This is a genomic window from Serratia nevei, assembly GCF_024160145.1.
GTDB classification, from domain to species: domain Bacteria; phylum Pseudomonadota; class Gammaproteobacteria; order Enterobacterales; family Enterobacteriaceae; genus Serratia; species Serratia nevei_A.
This window is the reverse complement of sequence record NZ_JAMYWQ010000036.1, coordinates 19,131-35,812: the sequence shown is the minus strand read 5'-3', so window position 1 is coordinate 35,812 and position 16,682 is coordinate 19,131. Positions and strand designations below refer to the sequence as shown.

Sequence of the window (16,682 nt, the reverse complement as noted above, 5' to 3'; positions counted from 1 at the left end):
AAAACCCGCCACCGGCGGGTTTTTTCTTGCCTGCAAAAAGGCTCAGGCGATCTTCTTCAGCCTGTTGATGTCCAGAGCATCCAACTTGCCGTCAAGCCGGTTGACGAACTGCTGAAAATGCGCCGTTTCATTATGCTTATCCAGCGCTTCGCTGCTGGCCCATCGCTCAAAGAACACGAAAACGCCCGGCTTTTCCAGATCGCGATGCAAATCATATTGCAGATTGCCCAACTCCTGGCGGCTCGGCTCGATAATCTCCTGCACCGCTTCGCTGACGGCGGCTTCAAATCCTGCTTTCGCTTGCAGGGTGGCGATCACGCGTACTTCCATTGCTTTCTCCCTTTCCACTTGATGAAAGTCGACGGTATTGGCGTCGGCATCGTTGAAATCCCTGCCACTATGCGCCCGCCGCCCCGTTGATTTCAACTTGTCGCCAACAAACAGATGCATCTCAGGCACTTTCCGCTTATCCTTACACCCCGGCGTGAATAAACCCATTATTCGCTTTTCATTAGACGTATTTGACCGCCGGAGCCCAGCTAGATGACCGCACAACCTCAAGTTCTGAAAATCCGCCGCCCAGACGACTGGCATATCCACCTGCGTGACGACGAGATGTTGAAAACGGTGGTGCCCTATACCAGCCAGGTATTTGGCCGGGCGATCGTGATGCCGAACCTGGTTCCGCCCGTCACGACCGTGGCCGCCGCGCGCGCCTACCGCGACCGCATTTTGGCGGCGGTTCCTCAGGGCCACAATTTCACTCCGCTGATGACCTGCTACCTGACCAACTCCCTGGCAGCCAGTGAACTGGTCAACGGCTTCGAGCAAGGGGTGTTTACCGCGGCCAAGCTGTATCCGGCTAATGCCACAACCAACTCCAGCCACGGCGTCAGCGACGTGACCGGCATTTACCCGCTGTTCGAGCAGATGCAAAAAATCGGCATGCCTTTGCTTATCCACGGCGAAGTGACCGATCCTGCGGTGGATATCTTCGACCGCGAAGCGCGCTTTATCGAACAGGTGATGGAACCTATCCGCCGCCACTTCCCGGAGCTGAAGATCGTCTTCGAGCACATCACCACCAAAGAAGCGGCGCAATATGTGCAGGCGGGCGATCGTTTCCTCGGCGCCACCATCACGCCACAGCACCTGATGTTCAACCGCAACCACATGCTGGTGGGCGGTATTCGCCCACACCTGTTCTGCCTGCCGATCCTCAAACGCAATGTCCACCAGGAAGCGCTGCGGCAGGCGGTCGCCAGCGGCTCGGATCGTTTCTTCCTCGGCACCGACTCCGCGCCGCACCTCAAGCACCGCAAAGAGTCCAGCTGCGGCTGCGCCGGTTGTTTCAACGCACCGAATGCCATCCCGGCTTACGCTGCCGTGTTCGAACAACTCGGCGCACTGGCGCACTTTGAAGCCTTCTGCTCGCTCAACGGCCCGCGCTTCTATGGCCTGCCGCTCAACGAAGACTTCATCGAGCTGCAGCGCGTGCCGACCACCCAACCGGAAGAGATCGCCCTGGGCAATGAATCCGTGATCCCCTTCCTGGCCGGTGAAACCCTGAACTGGTCGCTGAAAGACTGATATTTTTGCTGCGCCCCCTTGCCCCCGCTCGCGGTTAACTGTATAAATAAACAGTAAATCACTTCGGGGGCAATTATGCGTATTGAAGTCACTATAGATAAAACCCGGCCGCTGCCGTCGGGCGCCATTGAGGCGCTGACCGGCGAACTGGGCAAACGGGTCAATCGCCAGTTTCCAGATGCCGTCGTGCACGTCCGTTATGCCGGCGCCAACGGGCTCTCCGTACTGGGGGGGGCCAAAACCGACCGGGATCTGATCGAGGAAATCCTGCAGGAAACCTGGGAAAGCGCGGACGAGTGGTTCAGCGCAGAATAACACTGCAATGCTGTTTTTGCCGGGGGTCGCTCTCCGGCTTTTTTGTTTCTGGCGCCCCGCCTATTCATCGCTTACCCTTACTCTGAAACAAAATCCGCCTCAGCGCTGTATTTAATGCAAAGGAGTAAGCATGGCCCCGGACAAGGTGAAATCTGAAGACGCGATGACATTTGGCGAATTGCTGGCGCTGATTGCCGATCAGAAAAGGCGCTTGAACGTACTCGAAGTGGCCTTCTCCTATCTGGCATTCAGCCTGGATGATAAAGCCAACCAATTGCTGATTCACAGCCTGAAGCTGGAATCGCAAAGCCAAAATCGCGACGCCGAAACGCAGAAGCACTTCGCGCATTTGGCCGAAGAGCTGGAAAAATGCCTGCACGGCTCACCGCCACCGGCCGGCGCGGAATAACGCGCGGCTTCTTTCATCCACCGGCCTGCTTACAGGTTTGTAGAATAATTGTTCAAATAAATATTTATTTTGCAAATTTCGGTGACAACCCCCTCCCCCGATGAAAGCGGATGCGTATACTGTAATTGCTCTCATGATGATGAGCCGCATTGATCCTCGTTAGTTACTCACGGTAGTTACTACTCAATAAGGGGTCTTTATGGACAGAAATGATGAAGTAATTCAGACGCACCCGCTTGTCGGTTGGGATATCAGTACTGTCGACGTTTACGACGCCATGATGATACGCCTTCATTACCTGTCTTCACTAGACCAAACGCCCGAAGAAGCCCAAGTAGACAGAACGCTTTGGCTGACCACAGATGTCGCCCGTCAATTAATCAATATCTTAGAGGCCGGCATCGCCAAGATTGAAGCTACGGATTACCAGGATCTTGATCGCAGAAAACATTGATTCATCGTCCCCTAACCCCTAAGGCGCCGCGACCGTTACCGGCGCCTTTTTCTTTGCCTTTCGCCGCTCAATCAGTGCATTGCGTCCGCCAACCTTTTATCATGGGGCGATAAGAAATCGCTATCAGAGAAGGTGGGCACGTGGAATATGATTTGATTGTGGTGGGCAGCGGTTCAGTCGGCGCAGCGGCTGGTTATTACGCCACGCGAGCCGGTTTGAAAGTGCTGATGATCGACAGCGCCATTCCCCCGCACCGCAACGGCAGCCATCACGGCGATACCCGCATCATCCGTCACGCATACGGCGAAGGTGAAAAATACGTGCCGCTGGTGCTGCGCGCGCAGGCGCTGTGGAATGCGCTGATCCAACAATCCGGCGAGGCCCTGTTCCAGTCGTGCGGCGTGCTCAACCTGGGGCCGCAGCAGTCTGAATTCATTCGCAATGCGCAACACAGCGCACAAAAATTCCGCCTGAATGCGCAAACCCTCAGCGCTGAACAGATCAATCAACGCTGGCCGGAGTTCCGTGCACCAGACGGTTACGTCGGCGTATTTGAGCCGGACGCCGGCTTCCTGCACTCCGAGCTGGCGGTGGCCAGCCTGGTCAAGCTGGCGAAAGAGGCCGGCTGCAGCCAGTTGTTCAACTGCCCGGTTAACGCGGTAGAACCTATCGAAGGCGGCGTTGAAGTCGTCACCGGCGAGGGGCGTTTCACGGCGCGAAAAGCGGTGGTCACCGCCGGCACCTGGGTAAAAGCGCTGTTGCCGCAGTTGCCGGTCGCACCATTGCGCAAGGTATTCTCCTGGCACCAGGCGGACGGCCGCTACAGCGTGAATAATCGTTTTCCGGCCTTTACCGTCGAAGCGCAAGACGGTACGCACTATTACGGCTTCCCGGCGGATAACGACGGCCTGAAAGTGGGCAAGCACGACGGCGGCCAGCCGATGGATGCTCCCGAGCAGCGTAAACCCTTCGGCAGCTACGCCAGCGACGGTACCGAAGTTTTCACCTTCCTACGGCAGTTTTTACCGGGTGTAGGCGTATGTTTACACGGCGAAGCCTGCAGTTATGATATGAGCCCCGACGAAGACTTTATTATCGATACCCTGCCGGAGTGCGACCGCCTGATGGTTATCAGCGGATTGAGCGGCCACGGCTTCAAGTTCGCCAGTGCGCTGGGCGAAATTGCCGCGCTGTTCGCGCAGGACAAAACGCCGCCGGTCGACGTCTCCAGCTTTGGTCTGAAACGATTTAGCTGAGCGAAGGATTTCGCTGCCCGCGCCCTCTCCGGACCCTGGGCGGCGAAATTTGACGGTTACAATTTATTAACCTGCTAACTCTTTTAAATACCAAGTAAAAATTCTGATAACGGAAATTTCTTGTATTCAGCAATTGAATTTCCGAATTGAACACTTGCAGTGTAAGTCCTATTTTACAGAAGATATGATCCATCGGCTTTCAACAAGGACGTCACCATGAAACTACTTGTCGTGGACGAATGCTGCTTCACCCGGGTCGGTATAGCCAGCTACTTTGCTGATAGTGGGATTACGACGATCAAGTGCTGCCACAGCATTGAATACGCTACGCCGCTGTTGGCCAGCTTTCAGCCGAGCCACATTCTGGTGAACCTCAGCAACCAATGCCGTCATAACGAAGCGGACGCGCAGCTGCTGGCGTTTATGGAAGCCAGCCAATCCGCCTTGCTGTTTATCTATCTCGATACGCCTTATCCTTACAGCGAAACGCCGATGCGCATCGCCGACAACGCATTTCTGTTCAATAAAAGCGTCCTGCCGGCCACCTTGCGCACCCTGCGCGAAAACCCGCTGGCGCTGGCCGATGACGGTGAAGAACGCTCCCTGTTCAGCCCGCAAGAACTGACGGTGATGAAATATTGGATGGCGGAAATGCCCAACTACCGCATCGCGAAAAAGCTGCAGATCAGCTCGCATACGGTGTATGTGCACAAACGCCACATCACGGAGAAGATCAACGCGCGCAATCGGCTGGAGTTTTACTCGCTGTATAACGTGCTGCGCTATTTCTATCCACCGAGCACGCCGACGAACTCGACGCCGCTGGCCCTGCTGGCGGTGTAACAGCAAGCCTGCGTTGTCGCAGGCTTTTTTATCGCCGCTCTGCCACCGCTCCCGCGCAGCACGCTATAAAAGACGCCGAGAAAAGGACTATAATCGAAGGTTCCTTTCTTCAGGCGGCTGAAATGTTAAACCGAATACTGGCGGCTATCGTCAACAACGTGCGTGAGCACCTGGTGCTGTACCTTTGTCTGTGGCTGGTGCTGCTGGCGCTGGATGTCTATTTTTTCTTCGTGATGTAACCCATGCCGCCGTCATTTCCCCGATTGAGCTTCAGCCGCTTCGGCGATCCCGTCCAGGTGCTGGCGCTGCAGCAAGCGGCCAGGCCGCCGCTGCGCCCCGGCCAGCTGTTGCTGCAGATGCGCTATGCCCCGATCAATCCTTCCGACCTGATCCCGATTCACGGCCAATACGCGCACCGCATCGCCCTGCCGCAGGTGCCGGGCTATGAAGGCGTAGGCGTCATCGTCGATCCGCAAAGTGGGCGCTCGACCGGCCGACGCGCGCTGGCGGTAGCGGGTGACGGCAGCTGGCAAACCTACGTCACGCTGCCTGCAGAGCGGGTGGTCTGGGTACCGGACGACATCGACGACGCCGACACGGCGCAAATCTATATCAACCCGCTCACCTGCTGGGTGCTGCTGACGCAATGGCTGCCGCTCAACGCCGGCGACGTGCTGCTGCTCAACGGCGGCGGCTCCGCCGTTAGCCTGCTGCTGGCACAGCTGACGGCGCTGCGCGGTATTCGTCTGGCGGTAGTGGTGCGCAACGCCGCTCATCGCCCGGCGCTGCTGGCTGCCGGCGCCTGGCGCGTTATCGAAGCGCCGCAGCTGGCGCAAATGTCCAATTTTGGCGCCCGTGCCGCCATCGACTGCATCGGCGGAGAAGACGGATTGCAGCTGGCGCGGGCGGTTCGCGTCGGCGGCGATTTCGTGGCACTCGGCCTTTTAGGTGGGCGCCAGGTGGACTGGCGGCGTGTCGTGGACGAATTGAAGCTGCGCGCTTCGCTGTTCCATCTGCGCAAGTGGAATGCGCAGGCGGCGCCGGCGCAGTGGCAAACGGCGTTTTATCAGCTATTCCAACTGCTGCGGCGCGGCCAGCTGGCGCTGCGCCCGCCCGCTGCGATTTACCCTTTGCATCAGTACGCAGCGGCGCTGCAACACGCCGCCCAGCCCGGCGTGAGCGGAAAAATCTTCCTCACTCCGGTGCCGCCGGAGGCTGGCGCGGCGGGCGGCCGTCCCCCAGGATAACCGCCAACCGATAGCCGCCCTCGGTAGTTTCCAGCGCGATGCGCGCCACAATTGTCAGCGGCACCGACAGCAGCATGCCCACCGGGCCGAGCAGCCAGCCCCAGAAGATCAGCGACAGGAACACCACCAGCGTCGACAGCCCCAGCCCGCGCCCCATTACCCGCGGCTCGAGGATATTGCCGATCACCATGTTGACAGCAATAAAGCCGCCCGCCACCACCAGCGCATCACCCAATCCGTTGAATAGCAGCGCCTGAATCAGCGGCGGAATGGCGGCCAATACCGAGCCGATATTGGGAATATAGTTGAGCAGAAATGCCAGCAGCCCCCAGATAAAGGCGAAGCGTACGCCGACCGCCGCCAGGAAGATCCAGACGATCACCCCGGTAGCCAGGCTGATGATGGTTTTAATCACCAGATAGCGCGTCACGCCGTCCAGCGCCCGCCGCATGGCGGCGAGGCTTTCGTTCGGCTTATCCAGCGCCTGCTGCAGTTTATACGGCAGCAGTTGCACTTCGAACAGCATAAACACCACGGTCATCAGCAGCAGGAAGACGTTGGTCATGGCGCCAGACAGGTGCCCCAGCATGCGGGTGACCAGATTCATCGCCGCGCTGGGATCGACATACTGCAGCATCGCTTCGCTGGAGAGGCTGATATTGAAACGATCGGCGTAATACTGCAGCTCGCGCAGCTTCTCGATCATCATGCCGCGGTACTGCGGCAGCGAGCGGGCGAACTCATTGAGCGAAGCGCCCAGCATGCCGATAAACAGCATCACGACCACGATCACCGCCGTCACCAGCAGCGTCACCCCAAGGATGCGCGGTATGCGCTTGCGCTCCAGCATCGCCACCAACGGGTTCAGCACCATCGCGAGGAACACCGCCAGCAAAAACGGCACCACGATGTCGGCGGCGGCTTTCACCCCGGCCAGAATGATCACCAACATCGCCAGCAGGACGGCCAAACGCAGGCTGCTGTCGGTTACACGGGTTCGGCCCATGACGTTTCCTTGTTATTTCACTGGGTTAACCGGCCCCAAGGAGCCGCCTTTTGGCGCTAATGGTAGCAAAATCCACCGCCGCGCCGCAGGGGATTTAGTGAAACCGTTCGAAAAAATTAATATTTCCGTCCTATTCTTCGCCACATGTCGTGGGCATAACGTTTGCCAACAAATTATCCCGCCAGGCAATTCACGGTGAATTTACTTAAAATGACAAAAGCTGACATTAATAGAGAATAAGCCTAATTTTCAACAACTAGCATAATCCTTACGCTAGCGAAATAATATCATCTTCAACGATTTATCTGATTAACTCCGAACATCTCAAACAAATTCACTGACTAATATTTCTAAGAAGTAACATAGTTAAATTTATTATTGATTTTATGTTTCCTAAAGTTTAATTATTGCAGCCAGCCAATCGGTAATCGAAGGAAACAGGATGCTCTGGAAAAATACCGCCGATCGTTTCGGTCATGTGTCAGTGTTGATCCACTGGCTGGTGGCGTTAACGGTATACGGCATGTTCGCCCTCGGTCTGTGGATGGTCACGCTGGGCTATTACGACGTCTGGTACCACCAGGCGCCGGAGATCCACAAAAGCATCGGCGCGCTGCTGTTCATCGTCATGGTGATCCGCGTGATCTGGCGTTTTGTCTCTCCGCCGCCCAAGCCTCTGGCCAGCTATGGTCGCCTCACTCGCGTCAGCGCCATTCTCGCGCATCTGGCGCTGTATGCCGTGCTGTTCGGCATTCTGATCAGCGGCTATCTGATCTCGACCGCCGACGGCCAACCGATCAGCGTATTCGGCTGGTTCGACGTGCCCGCCACCGTGACCGGCATGGCCGAGCAAGCCGATACCGCCGGCACCATTCACCTTTACCTGGCCTGGGCCGTGGTAGTGCTCTCGGTGCTGCACGGGCTGGCCGCGCTTAAACATCACTTTATCGATCGTGATGTCACTTTGAAACGGATGCTGGGTAGCAGCGCCGATTAACCTTTGGATTTATGGAGATTGCTATGTTGAAAAAGACCGTATTGGGCCTGACCGCAGGCGCCCTGCTGCTGAGCGCCGGTTCCGCACTGGCGGCGAACTACAAGATCGACAAACAGGGCCAGCACGCCTTTATCGAATTCCGTATCCAGCACCTGGGCTATAGCTGGCTGTACGGCAGCTTTAAGGACTTCGACGGCGGCTTCACCTTCGACGAAAAAGATCCGTCCAAGGACAAGGTCAACGTGACCATCAATACCGCCAGCGTCGACACCAACCACGCCGAGCGCGACAAACACCTGCGCAGCGCCGAGTTCCTCAACGTAGAGAAGAACAAGCAGGCCAAGTTTGAATCCACCGAAGTGAAGAAAAACGGCGACGGCTATGCGGTGGTCGGCAACCTGACGCTGAACGGCGTCACCAAGCCGGTCACGCTGGACGCCAAACTGATTGGCCAGGGCAACGATCCGTGGGGCGGCTACCGCGCCGGCTTTGAAGCCAACGGCAAGATCAAGCTGAAAGATTTCGGCATCACCACCGATCTGGGCCCGGCGTCACAAGACGTTGAGCTGATCATCTCCGTAGAAGGCGTGCGCGAGAAATAAAAAAAGCCCGGCTTGGCGGCCGGGCTTCGCATTTCCTCAGGCTCAGCGGGCTGGGCCTTCTTCTTCCGGTGCCGGAATGTGCATCGTGGTCTGCAACAAGCCTTTCGACTTATTGAAGATTTTGACGCCATTTTCACGGCCGGCGCGGCGCGCGCGCTGCTCTTCGCGCGGCAGCTTCAGCTCTTCGCGGCAAATCTCGCTGCAGCACCCTTCAAACTTGGCGGCACAGCTCGGGCACTGAATGAACAGCAGATGGCAGCCGTCGTTCTTGCAGTTGGTGTGGGTGTCGCACGGCGCACCGCACTGGTGGCAGTTGGCGATCACATCGTCGGAGATGCGTTCGCCCATGCGCTCATCGAACACGAAGTTTTTGCCGATAAACTTCAGCGGCAGCCCCTGCTCTTTCGCTTTGCGAGTGTACTCGATGATCCCGCCTTCCACGTGGTAGATGTTTTTAAAGCCGTTGTGCAGCATATAGGCACTGGCTTTTTCACAGCGAATGCCACCGGTGCAGTACATGACGATGTTCTTGTCTTTACTGTCCTGCAGCATCTCCACCGCCATCGGCAGCTGATCGCGGAAGGTATCCGACGGCACCTCGATGGCGTTTTCGAAGTGACCGACTTCGTACTCATAGTGGTTGCGCATATCGACGAATACCGTATTCGGATCGTCGATCATCTGATTGACGCGATCGGCCTGCAGATACTCGCCGACGTTGCTCGGGTCAAAGCTCGCGTCATCGATGCCATCGGCCACGATGCGTTCGCGCACCTTGAGACGCAGCACCCAGAAGGATTTGCCGTCGTCTTCCAGCGCGATGTTCAGGCGCACCTGATCCAGCGCCGGATGCGAGGCGAACAGCGCGGCTTTGAACGCGTCGAAGTTATGCTGCGGCACGCTGATCTGCGCGTTGATGCCCTCTTTAGCCACGTAGATGCGGCCGAACACCTTCAGTTTTTCGAACTGAACGTACAGGCTGTCGCGAAACGCTTTGGGATCGTCGATGGAGAAGTATTTGTAAAAAGAAACTGTGGTACGCGGCTCGGTTTCCGCCAGCATGCGCGCCTTCAGTTCCTCGTTAGAAATTCGGTTATGTAACACTGGCATGGTGTACTTTCCTGTCTTTCGGGAGGTGACTGATTATCGCGCGCCGCCTGCCGGCCCGCGCGCGGCGCACATCATACCCGAAAAACCGCCGCCGCGCAGCTTCATGATGCCAACACGTTTACCCATGAAAAATGCCCCGGCCCTGGTACCGGGGTTGGCTTTGCGCAGGAAAGTTTGTGGGAAAATTCGGCGCCCAATGCATATTTAACGTCCAAAAGGGGATTTTAATGCGTTGTGTTTTCCCGGAACGCGAGAAAAATGCCACAATAGTCGCAAACAAACGGCAGAAACGAACCTTGCGGCCGAGCTCATTTGGTTGCCGGGCCATGCTATGACTCTGTCATGACACTTAAACAACCGTATTCAAACAGAGAACCCATGACTCAAGTTCCTACTTTCAATCGCTCCTTATTGCACCCACGCTATTGGCTGACCTGGATCGGCATCGGCTTGCTGTATCTGCTGGTGTTGCTGCCTTACCCCGTCATCTACTGGCTCGGCACCTCGATCGGGCGGTTTGCCATGCGCTTTCTCAAGCGCCGCGTCGCTATCGCCCAACGCAACCTCGAGCTCTGTTTTCCCGACATGCCGCAGGCCGAACGCGATGCGCTGGTGGTAAAGAATTTCGAATCGGTCGGCATGGGGCTGTTTGAAACCGGCATGGCGTGGTTCTGGCCTAACTGGCGCATCGAGCGCTGGTTCAAGGTCAGCGGCCTGGAACACATCCAAAAGGCGCGCGACAACCACCAGGGCGTGCTGCTGATTGGCCTGCACTTTTTGACGCTGGAGCTGGGCGCGCGTATCTTCGGCATTCACAACCCGGGCATCGGCGTTTACCGCCCGCACGACAACAAGCTGATGGACTGGCTGCAAACCTGGGGGCGCATGCGCTCCAACAAGTCGATGCTGGATCGCAAGGACGTCAAAGGCATGATCCGCGCCCTGAAACAGGGCGATATCATCTGGTATGCGCCGGATCACGACTACGGCCCGCGCAGCAGCGTTTTCGTGCCGCTGTTCGCGGTGGACAAAGCCGCCACCACCACCGGCAGCTACGTGCTGGTGCGGATGGGTAAACCGGCGATCGTTCCGTTCACCCCGCGCCGCCTGCCGGACGGTAAAGGGTATGAGCTGATCATGCAACCGGCAGTGGAGAACTTCCCGCTGGATAATGAAATCGAGGCCGCCGCTTTTATGAATAAAGTGGTGGAGAAAGAGATCCTGATGGCGCCAGACCAATACATGTGGCTGCATCGCCGCTTCAAGACCCGCCCGGAAGGCGAGCCTTCGCTCTACTGATAAAGCAAACCCGCCGCCGGCGGGTTTTTTATTGCGCACCTCTTGAGAATCAACGGCGACGGTGGGATGGTAAAGCCTTTGCCGCCAACCCGGAGCCGCCATGTACATTGTCAGCCTGACCTACCATCGCCCGATCGCCGAAGTCGACAGCCACCTTGACGGGCACATCGCCTGGCTTAAGAAATATTTTCAGGACGGCACCTTCGTCGCCTCCGGCCGCAAAAATCCCCGCACCGGCGGCGTGATCCTGGCCAAGGGCATTGAGCGTGCGCGGCTGGACGCCATCCTGGCCGAAGATCCGTTTAACGCCGTGGCTCACTACGAGGTCACCGACTTTAGCGCCACCACCACCGCCGCCGGTTTCGAGGCGCTGGCCGGACTATAAAACGCTGTAAATTCCGCGCGCTAAGCGCGGAATAAGGTTTAAACGTCTTTTTTAAAACTTTATTTCATTTTTTGCCCAATCCTTGTCCCTTCGTTTGCCGTCGCCGCGCTGGCGGCGCATACTTACCAAGCTAACTTTCACGTTTTGCCCCTTCATCTTGCCGCCGGCAAAGCGCGTCACCTTTCGGCAGTGGACATTTATGGCTTCGGCAGCAGAACCCGTTAACTGGAAACGCAACCTTTTCGTCGCCTGGGTAGGGTGTTTTCTCACCGGCGCCGCCTTCAGCCTGGTGATGCCGTTTCTGCCGCTGTACGTAGAGACGCTGGGTGTAACCGGCCATCAGGCGCTCAACATGTGGTCCGGTCTGCTGTTCAGCATCACCTTCCTGTTTTCCGCTATCGCCGCGCCATTTTGGGGCGCCCTGGCCGACCGACGCGGCCGTAAACTGATGCTGCTGCGCTCCGCATTGGGCATGGCGATCGTCATGGTACTGATGGGCATGGCGCAAACGGTCTGGCAATTTCTTGCGCTGCGAGCGGTGCTGGGGCTGCTCGGCGGGTTCATCCCCAACGCCAACGCACTGATCGCCACCCAGGTGCCGCGCAACCGCAGCGGCTGGGCGCTCGGCACCCTGTCAACCGGCGGCGTCGGCGGTGCGCTGATCGGCCCGCTGATCGGCGGCCTGTTGGCCGACCTCTATGGTCTGCGCCCGGTGTTTTACATCACCGCCGCGGTGCTGTTCATCTGCTTCGTGCTGACGCTGCTGTATGTCAAAGAGCAGTTCACCCCGGTACAAAAACGCGACATGTTGCACGCACGGCAGGTGTTTGCCTCACTGAAAAACCCGAAGCTGGTGCTCAGCCTGTTCGTGACTACCATGATTATCCAGATTGCCACCGGCTCGATTGCGCCGATCCTGACGCTGTATGTGCGCGATCTGGCCGGCGCCACCCATAACCTGGCGTTTATCAGCGGGCTGATCGCCTCGGTGCCCGGCGTCGCGGCATTGATGAGCGCCCCACGGCTGGGCAAGCTGGGCGATCGCATCGGCCCGGAGCGCATTCTGATATGTATGCTGATCGTCTCGGTGCTGCTGCTGATCCCGATGGCGTTCGTGCAAACGCCGTGGCAGCTCGGCGTGCTGCGCTTTCTGCTGGGGGCGGCCGACGGCGCGCTGCTGCCGGCGGTACAGACGCTGCTGATTTACAACTGCACCAATCAGGTGGCCGGCCGCATTTTCAGCTATAACCAATCGTTCCGCGACGTCGGCAACGTCAGCGGCCCATTGCTGGGCGCTGCGGTCTCCGCCGGCTACGGCTTTCGCGCGGTCTTCGGCGTCACCGCTTTGGTGGTGCTGTTCAACGCCGGCTATTCCTGGTGGTGCCTGCGGCGGCGGCCGGGTTACATGCGGGAAGACACGTTGCAGGAAGAGCAATAGCTGCATTTATCGCCAGTTTTCGCCGTTGGCCGGATCAACGATGCGTTTCCCCTACTTTTAATAATGCTTCCTTCTGGCCTGCGAATTTTCGCCCCACTCAGAACATTCTTACTTCAACATCTTGTTTATTAAAAATTAATTAACTTTCAGCGCATAAAACCCGCTGTCAATCATATTCCCGCCACAACCAACAGAAAAACCATAAAAGGAGATGCTTGTCGACTTTTCGTCTAAAAAATGGGATACAGGTACTAGACAAAACCAACGACCAGTTATCAAATGGTTAAATAATATCACGCCAGATGTGAACCATCGGCCAAGTGAAAAAAGGTCAGCACGCTTTCCACGGTTTATCAGCGTTGCAGCCGCGGTTTTGTCGGGTAATCCGCATTGGGCGGATCGCCTTCATTAAATACACATACAACCACAATACGGGCTGCAGCCATGCAGCGCCTTTTTATTGGGAAATCGTTATGCAATCCTCTGTCAATAAGTCAGAAAGCCGGACCTTCTTCGGCCATCCCTATCCGCTGGGTTCTCTGTTCTTCACCGAAATGTGGGAACGCTTTTCGTTCTACGGCATCCGTCCGCTGCTGATCCTGTTTATGGCCGCCACCGTGTACGACGGCGGCCTCGGCCTGGCGCGTGAGAACGCGTCGGCGATCGTCGGCATCTTCGCCGGCAGCATGTACCTGGCGGCGCTGCCGGGCGGTTGGCTGGCGGACAACTGGCTCGGCCAACGCAAGGCCGTCTGGTACGGTTCGATCCTGATCGCCCTCGGCCACCTGTCGATCGCCCTGTCCGCGGTGATGGGCACCAACCTGTTCTTTATCGGCCTGATGTTCATCGTGCTCGGTTCCGGCCTGTTCAAGACCTGTATCTCGGTGATGGTCGGCACGCTGTACAAGAAAGGCGATGCGCGCCGCGACGGCGGTTTCTCGCTGTTCTACATGGGCATCAACATCGGTTCGTTCATCGCCCCACTGATCTCCGGCTGGCTGATCAAGTCGCACGGCTGGCACTGGGGCTTCGGCATCGGCGGTATCGGAATGCTGGTGGCGCTGGTGATTTTCCGGGTGTTCGCCGTACCGGCGATGAAACGCTATGACCGCGAAGTGGGCCTGGATTCCACCTGGAACAGCCCGGTCGCGAAGAAAAAAGGCGTCGGCGCCTGGCTGCTGGCATTGGCGGTAGGCCTGGCGGCGGTCATCGTCCTGATCGCCCATGGCACCATCGTGATCAATCCGGTCGAGGTCGCCAGCGTGCTGGTGTACGTCATCGCCGCGTCGGTCACCCTGTACTTCATCTATCTGTTCGCCTTTGCCGGCCTGAGCCGCAAAGAGCGTGCACGCCTGCTGGTATGCTTTATCCTGCTGATCTCCGCCGCGTTCTTCTGGTCGGCGTTTGAACAGAAGCCGACCTCGTTCAACCTGTTCGCCAACGATTACACCAATCGCATGGTCGGCGGCTTCGAGATCCCGGCGGTGTGGTTCCAGTCGATCAACGCCCTGTTCATCATCCTGCTGGCACCGGTGTTCAGCTGGGCCTGGCCTGCGCTGGCACGCAATAACGTGCGCCCGAGCAGCATCACCAAGTTCGTGATCGGTATCCTGTGCGCCGCCGGCGGTTTCGGCCTGATGATGCTGGCCGCGCAGAATGTGCTGAGCAACGGCGGCGCCGGCGTATCGCCGCTGTGGCTGGTGGGCAGTATCCTGATGCTGACGCTGGGTGAGCTCTGCCTGAGCCCGATCGGGCTGGCCACCATGACGCTGCTGGCGCCGGAGAGAATGCGCGGGCAAATGATGGGGCTGTGGTTCTGCGCCAGCGCGCTGGGCAACCTGGCGGCCGGCCTGATCGGTGGCCACGTCAAGGCCGACCAGCTGGATATGCTGCCGGATCTGTTCGCGCGCTGCTCCGTCGCGCTGCTGATCTGCGCCGCCGTGCTGATCGTGCTGATCGTGCCGATTCGCCGCATGCTGGAAAATACCCAGTCCAAGAGCGCGCAAAAACCGGCGACCAACGCCTGACGCATAACCCATTTTTATCTCGCAAACCGGCGCTCGATGCGCCGGTTTTTTTATGCTTGCCAGCTCTGATGTTGCAAGACCACCCGGTAGCCGTCAGGATCTTCAAAGGTTTGCCCCGCCCTATCCTAATAGGGGTTATAGGCGACGACCGCCAAGAATCCCGCCGCCCGCATCCGCTCACACCCGGCTCGCCATTCGTTCTCATCCGGCAGATAAAACACCAGCAGATGATCCTGCGTCGGCGCCTGCCCAACCCGCACCCCGCGATGCTGCGTGAACTCCAGATGGTAGGCATGCTGCGGATGCCCGATCATAATGCCGTCAAAGCCCTGATGATCGACAAACTCGCCCAGCCTTTCAAACCCCAGCCCACGGCAATACAGCGTGGCAATCTCTTGCAACCGATCGGTCGGGCGCGCAATGCGCAATACCGCCTTGTCTATCGACATGAACGCCTCCGCCTCATGATAATCTCATACAGCGCCATGCCCGCCAGCATCGCCAGCAGGAACGGCCATACCCGTTGAATCTCCGCCCCCGCCAACACCCAGGCCGGGCCAGGGCAAATGCCCGCGATGCCCCAACCAACGCCGAACAGCGCGCTGCCCACCAGCAAACGGCGATCCACACGCCCGGCGGCCGGGATCTGCAACGGTTCCCCCAACAGACTCCGCTCGCGTCGCCGCGCCCACATAAAGGCCGGTGCCGCCACCGCAATCGCCCCAACCATCACCAGCGCCAGCGAAGGATCCCACTGGCCGGTAATATCGAGAAACGCCAGTACCTTAGCCGGATTGGCCATGCCTGCGATAATTAACCCCAGACCAAAAATCACGCCGCTCAGCAGCGCCAACAGGGATTTGAGCATTTTCACCCTCCCAGCAGGTGGCGCATCAGCCACACGCTCGTAAAGCCCAGCAGCATAAACACCGCCGTGGCGGCCAACGATCGCGGCGCCCACCGTGCGACGCCGCACACGCCGTGCCCGCTGGTGCAGCCGCTGCCCAATCGGGTACCCAGCCCCACCAACAGCCCCGCGACCGCCAACCCGCCGCTGCCGGCCGCCATTTCCCCGGACGGCAAAGCCGCAGCGATAGCATACAGCCAGGGGGAAAGCAGCAACCCGCCAAGAAATGCGGCGCACCAGCCCCATTCGCGGCCGGCCGCGCCCATTAAGCCGCCGGTAATGCCGCTGATACCGGCGATGCGGCCGTTGAACAACAACAGCAGCGCTACCGCAGCGCCGATAATCGCCCCGCCCGCCAGCGCGGAATAAGGCGTGAAGTGTTGCCAGTCAATGGTCATCGCAGTTCTCCGGCAGTGGGCAATACAGTTGATACAAAGTCGTGAGCAGCGCCAGCGCTTTGGCGTCGGCCACCGCATAGTAAATCTGCTTGCCGGCGCGCCGGGTGGAGACCAAGCCTTCCTCGCGCAGCACGCCAAGCTGTTGAGACAGCGTCGGCTGACGAATATCCAGCGCCTGCGCCAGCTCGCTCACCGCCATCTCGCCCTGGCTGAGCCGGCACAGCAGCAGCAGCCGATCTTCATTGCCCAAGGTGCGCAGCATCGCACCGGCCTGCGCCGCCGCCTTGCGCATCGCGTCGATATCCATCTCCCCTCCAATCAGTTTATAAAAAAATATAATATCATTTTATAAACTATTTGCCTGCACCGCCCTCCCTGACACCGCAAAGCGGACAACAA

The 16,682-nt window shown here is 58.3% G+C and carries 20 protein-coding genes and 1 pseudogene; 14 read left to right on the top strand and 7 right to left on the bottom strand.

Annotation, left to right across the window (positions count from 1 at the left end; all coding sequences use genetic code 11):
* Positions 1-42: 42 nt before the first annotated feature.
* Positions 43-330 carry a putative quinol monooxygenase gene (locus M6G53_RS20285; RefSeq protein ID WP_253334108.1) on the bottom strand — a complete coding sequence of 96 codons (288 nt, stop codon included), beginning with the start codon at positions 328-330 and terminating at the stop codon, positions 43-45.
* A 213-nt stretch (positions 331-543) separates the two neighbouring features.
* On the opposite strand from M6G53_RS20285, the gene pyrC reads away from it, so the two are divergent.
* From pyrC to M6G53_RS20245, 8 genes are all read left to right on the top strand, one after another.
* Positions 544-1,590, top strand: coding sequence for a dihydroorotase (pyrC, locus tag M6G53_RS20280; RefSeq protein WP_253334102.1), 1,047 nt, complete (start codon positions 544-546; stop codon positions 1,588-1,590).
* Positions 1,591-1,665: 75 nt separating this feature from the next.
* The gene (gene dinI / locus M6G53_RS20275) at positions 1,666-1,905 is read left to right on the top strand and encodes a DNA damage-inducible protein I (RefSeq protein ID WP_253334101.1); all 240 of its coding nucleotides are present in this window, start codon (positions 1,666-1,668) and stop codon (positions 1,903-1,905) included.
* A 130-nt stretch (positions 1,906-2,035) separates the two neighbouring features.
* Entirely contained in the window at positions 2,036-2,314 is a 279-nt protein-coding gene (locus M6G53_RS20270) for a hypothetical protein (RefSeq protein ID WP_019455850.1), read from the top strand.
* A 199-nt stretch (positions 2,315-2,513) separates the two neighbouring features.
* Positions 2,514-2,768 carry a biofilm formation regulator BssS gene (gene bssS / locus M6G53_RS20265; protein ID WP_004927812.1) on the top strand — a complete coding sequence of 85 codons (255 nt, stop codon included), beginning with the start codon at positions 2,514-2,516 and terminating at the stop codon, positions 2,766-2,768.
* A gap of 140 nt (positions 2,769-2,908) precedes the next feature.
* Positions 2,909-4,024, top strand: coding sequence for an N-methyl-L-tryptophan oxidase (gene solA / locus M6G53_RS20260; RefSeq protein ID WP_253334100.1), 1,116 nt, complete (start codon positions 2,909-2,911; stop codon positions 4,022-4,024).
* A gap of 216 nt (positions 4,025-4,240) precedes the next feature.
* Positions 4,241-4,867: a LuxR C-terminal-related transcriptional regulator gene (locus M6G53_RS20255; RefSeq protein WP_253334099.1), complete on the top strand. Its 627-nt coding sequence runs from the start codon at positions 4,241-4,243 to the stop codon at positions 4,865-4,867.
* A gap of 122 nt (positions 4,868-4,989) precedes the next feature.
* On the top strand, positions 4,990-5,106 hold the full coding sequence (locus M6G53_RS20250) for a DUF2770 family protein (protein WP_004927822.1): 117 nt from the start codon (positions 4,990-4,992) through the stop codon (positions 5,104-5,106).
* 3 nt (positions 5,107-5,109) lie between these two features.
* Positions 5,110-6,114: a zinc-dependent alcohol dehydrogenase family protein gene (locus tag M6G53_RS20245; protein WP_253334097.1), complete on the top strand. Its 1,005-nt coding sequence runs from the start codon at positions 5,110-5,112 to the stop codon at positions 6,112-6,114.
* Here M6G53_RS20245 and M6G53_RS20240 read toward each other — a convergent pair.
* Positions 6,062-7,120, bottom strand: coding sequence for an AI-2E family transporter (locus tag M6G53_RS20240; protein ID WP_253334095.1), 1,059 nt, complete (start codon positions 7,118-7,120; stop codon positions 6,062-6,064). The two genes, M6G53_RS20245 and M6G53_RS20240, sit on opposite strands and share 53 nt — an antisense overlap.
* Positions 7,121-7,562: 442 nt before the next feature.
* Between M6G53_RS20240 and M6G53_RS20235 the strand changes: the two genes are divergently transcribed.
* Together M6G53_RS20235 and M6G53_RS20230 are read left to right on the top strand one after the other, a co-directional pair.
* The gene (locus M6G53_RS20235) at positions 7,563-8,117 is read left to right on the top strand and encodes a cytochrome b (protein ID WP_164268169.1); all 555 of its coding nucleotides are present in this window, start codon (positions 7,563-7,565) and stop codon (positions 8,115-8,117) included.
* A gap of 23 nt (positions 8,118-8,140) precedes the next feature.
* On the top strand, positions 8,141-8,719 hold the full coding sequence (locus M6G53_RS20230) for a YceI family protein (protein WP_019455856.1): 579 nt from the start codon (positions 8,141-8,143) through the stop codon (positions 8,717-8,719).
* Positions 8,720-8,761: 42 nt separating this feature from the next.
* Here the strand turns inward: M6G53_RS20230 and trhO are convergent, their stop codons facing one another.
* The gene (trhO, locus tag M6G53_RS20225; RefSeq protein ID WP_253334093.1) at positions 8,762-9,829 is read right to left on the bottom strand and encodes an oxygen-dependent tRNA uridine(34) hydroxylase TrhO; all 1,068 of its coding nucleotides are present in this window, start codon (positions 9,827-9,829) and stop codon (positions 8,762-8,764) included.
* Between the two features lie 378 nt (positions 9,830-10,207).
* Here trhO and M6G53_RS20220 point away from each other — a divergent pair, with 378 nt between their 5' ends.
* The 4 genes from M6G53_RS20220 (at position 10,208) to M6G53_RS20205 (ending at position 14,978) form a co-directional block, all read left to right on the top strand.
* On the top strand, positions 10,208-11,128 hold the full coding sequence (locus M6G53_RS20220) for a Kdo(2)-lipid IV(A) acyltransferase (RefSeq protein ID WP_253334091.1): 921 nt from the start codon (positions 10,208-10,210) through the stop codon (positions 11,126-11,128).
* Positions 11,129-11,228: 100 nt separating this feature from the next.
* Entirely contained in the window at positions 11,229-11,513 is a 285-nt protein-coding gene (locus tag M6G53_RS20215) for a YciI family protein (RefSeq protein WP_049199424.1), read from the top strand.
* A gap of 199 nt (positions 11,514-11,712) precedes the next feature.
* Entirely contained in the window at positions 11,713-12,951 is a 1,239-nt protein-coding gene (gene mdtG, locus M6G53_RS20210; protein WP_253334089.1) for a multidrug efflux MFS transporter MdtG, read from the top strand.
* Between the two features lie 473 nt (positions 12,952-13,424).
* Entirely contained in the window at positions 13,425-14,978 is a 1,554-nt protein-coding gene (locus tag M6G53_RS20205) for a peptide MFS transporter (protein WP_253334087.1), read from the top strand.
* A 50-nt stretch (positions 14,979-15,028) separates the two neighbouring features.
* Here the strand turns inward: M6G53_RS20205 and M6G53_RS20200 are convergent.
* The 4 genes and pseudogenes from M6G53_RS20200 to M6G53_RS20185 all read right to left on the bottom strand — a co-directional run bounded on the left by M6G53_RS20200 (position 15,029) and on the right by M6G53_RS20185 (position 16,590).
* Positions 15,029-15,427 (bottom strand): annotated as a pseudogene (locus M6G53_RS20200) (VOC family protein).
* Positions 15,418-15,846 (bottom strand): YeeE/YedE family protein, encoded by a 429-nt coding sequence (locus M6G53_RS20195; protein WP_253334085.1) that lies wholly within the window; start codon positions 15,844-15,846, stop codon positions 15,418-15,420. The pseudogene M6G53_RS20200 and the gene M6G53_RS20195 overlap by 10 nt, the downstream one beginning before the upstream one ends.
* 2 nt (positions 15,847-15,848) lie before the next feature.
* Positions 15,849-16,283 (bottom strand): YeeE/YedE family protein, encoded by a 435-nt coding sequence (locus tag M6G53_RS20190; protein WP_253334083.1) that lies wholly within the window; start codon positions 16,281-16,283, stop codon positions 15,849-15,851.
* Positions 16,273-16,590 carry an ArsR/SmtB family transcription factor gene (locus M6G53_RS20185; RefSeq protein ID WP_253334081.1) on the bottom strand — a complete coding sequence of 106 codons (318 nt, stop codon included), beginning with the start codon at positions 16,588-16,590 and terminating at the stop codon, positions 16,273-16,275. The genes M6G53_RS20190 and M6G53_RS20185 overlap by 11 nt, the downstream gene beginning before the upstream one ends.
* Positions 16,591-16,682 lie beyond the last annotated feature (92 nt).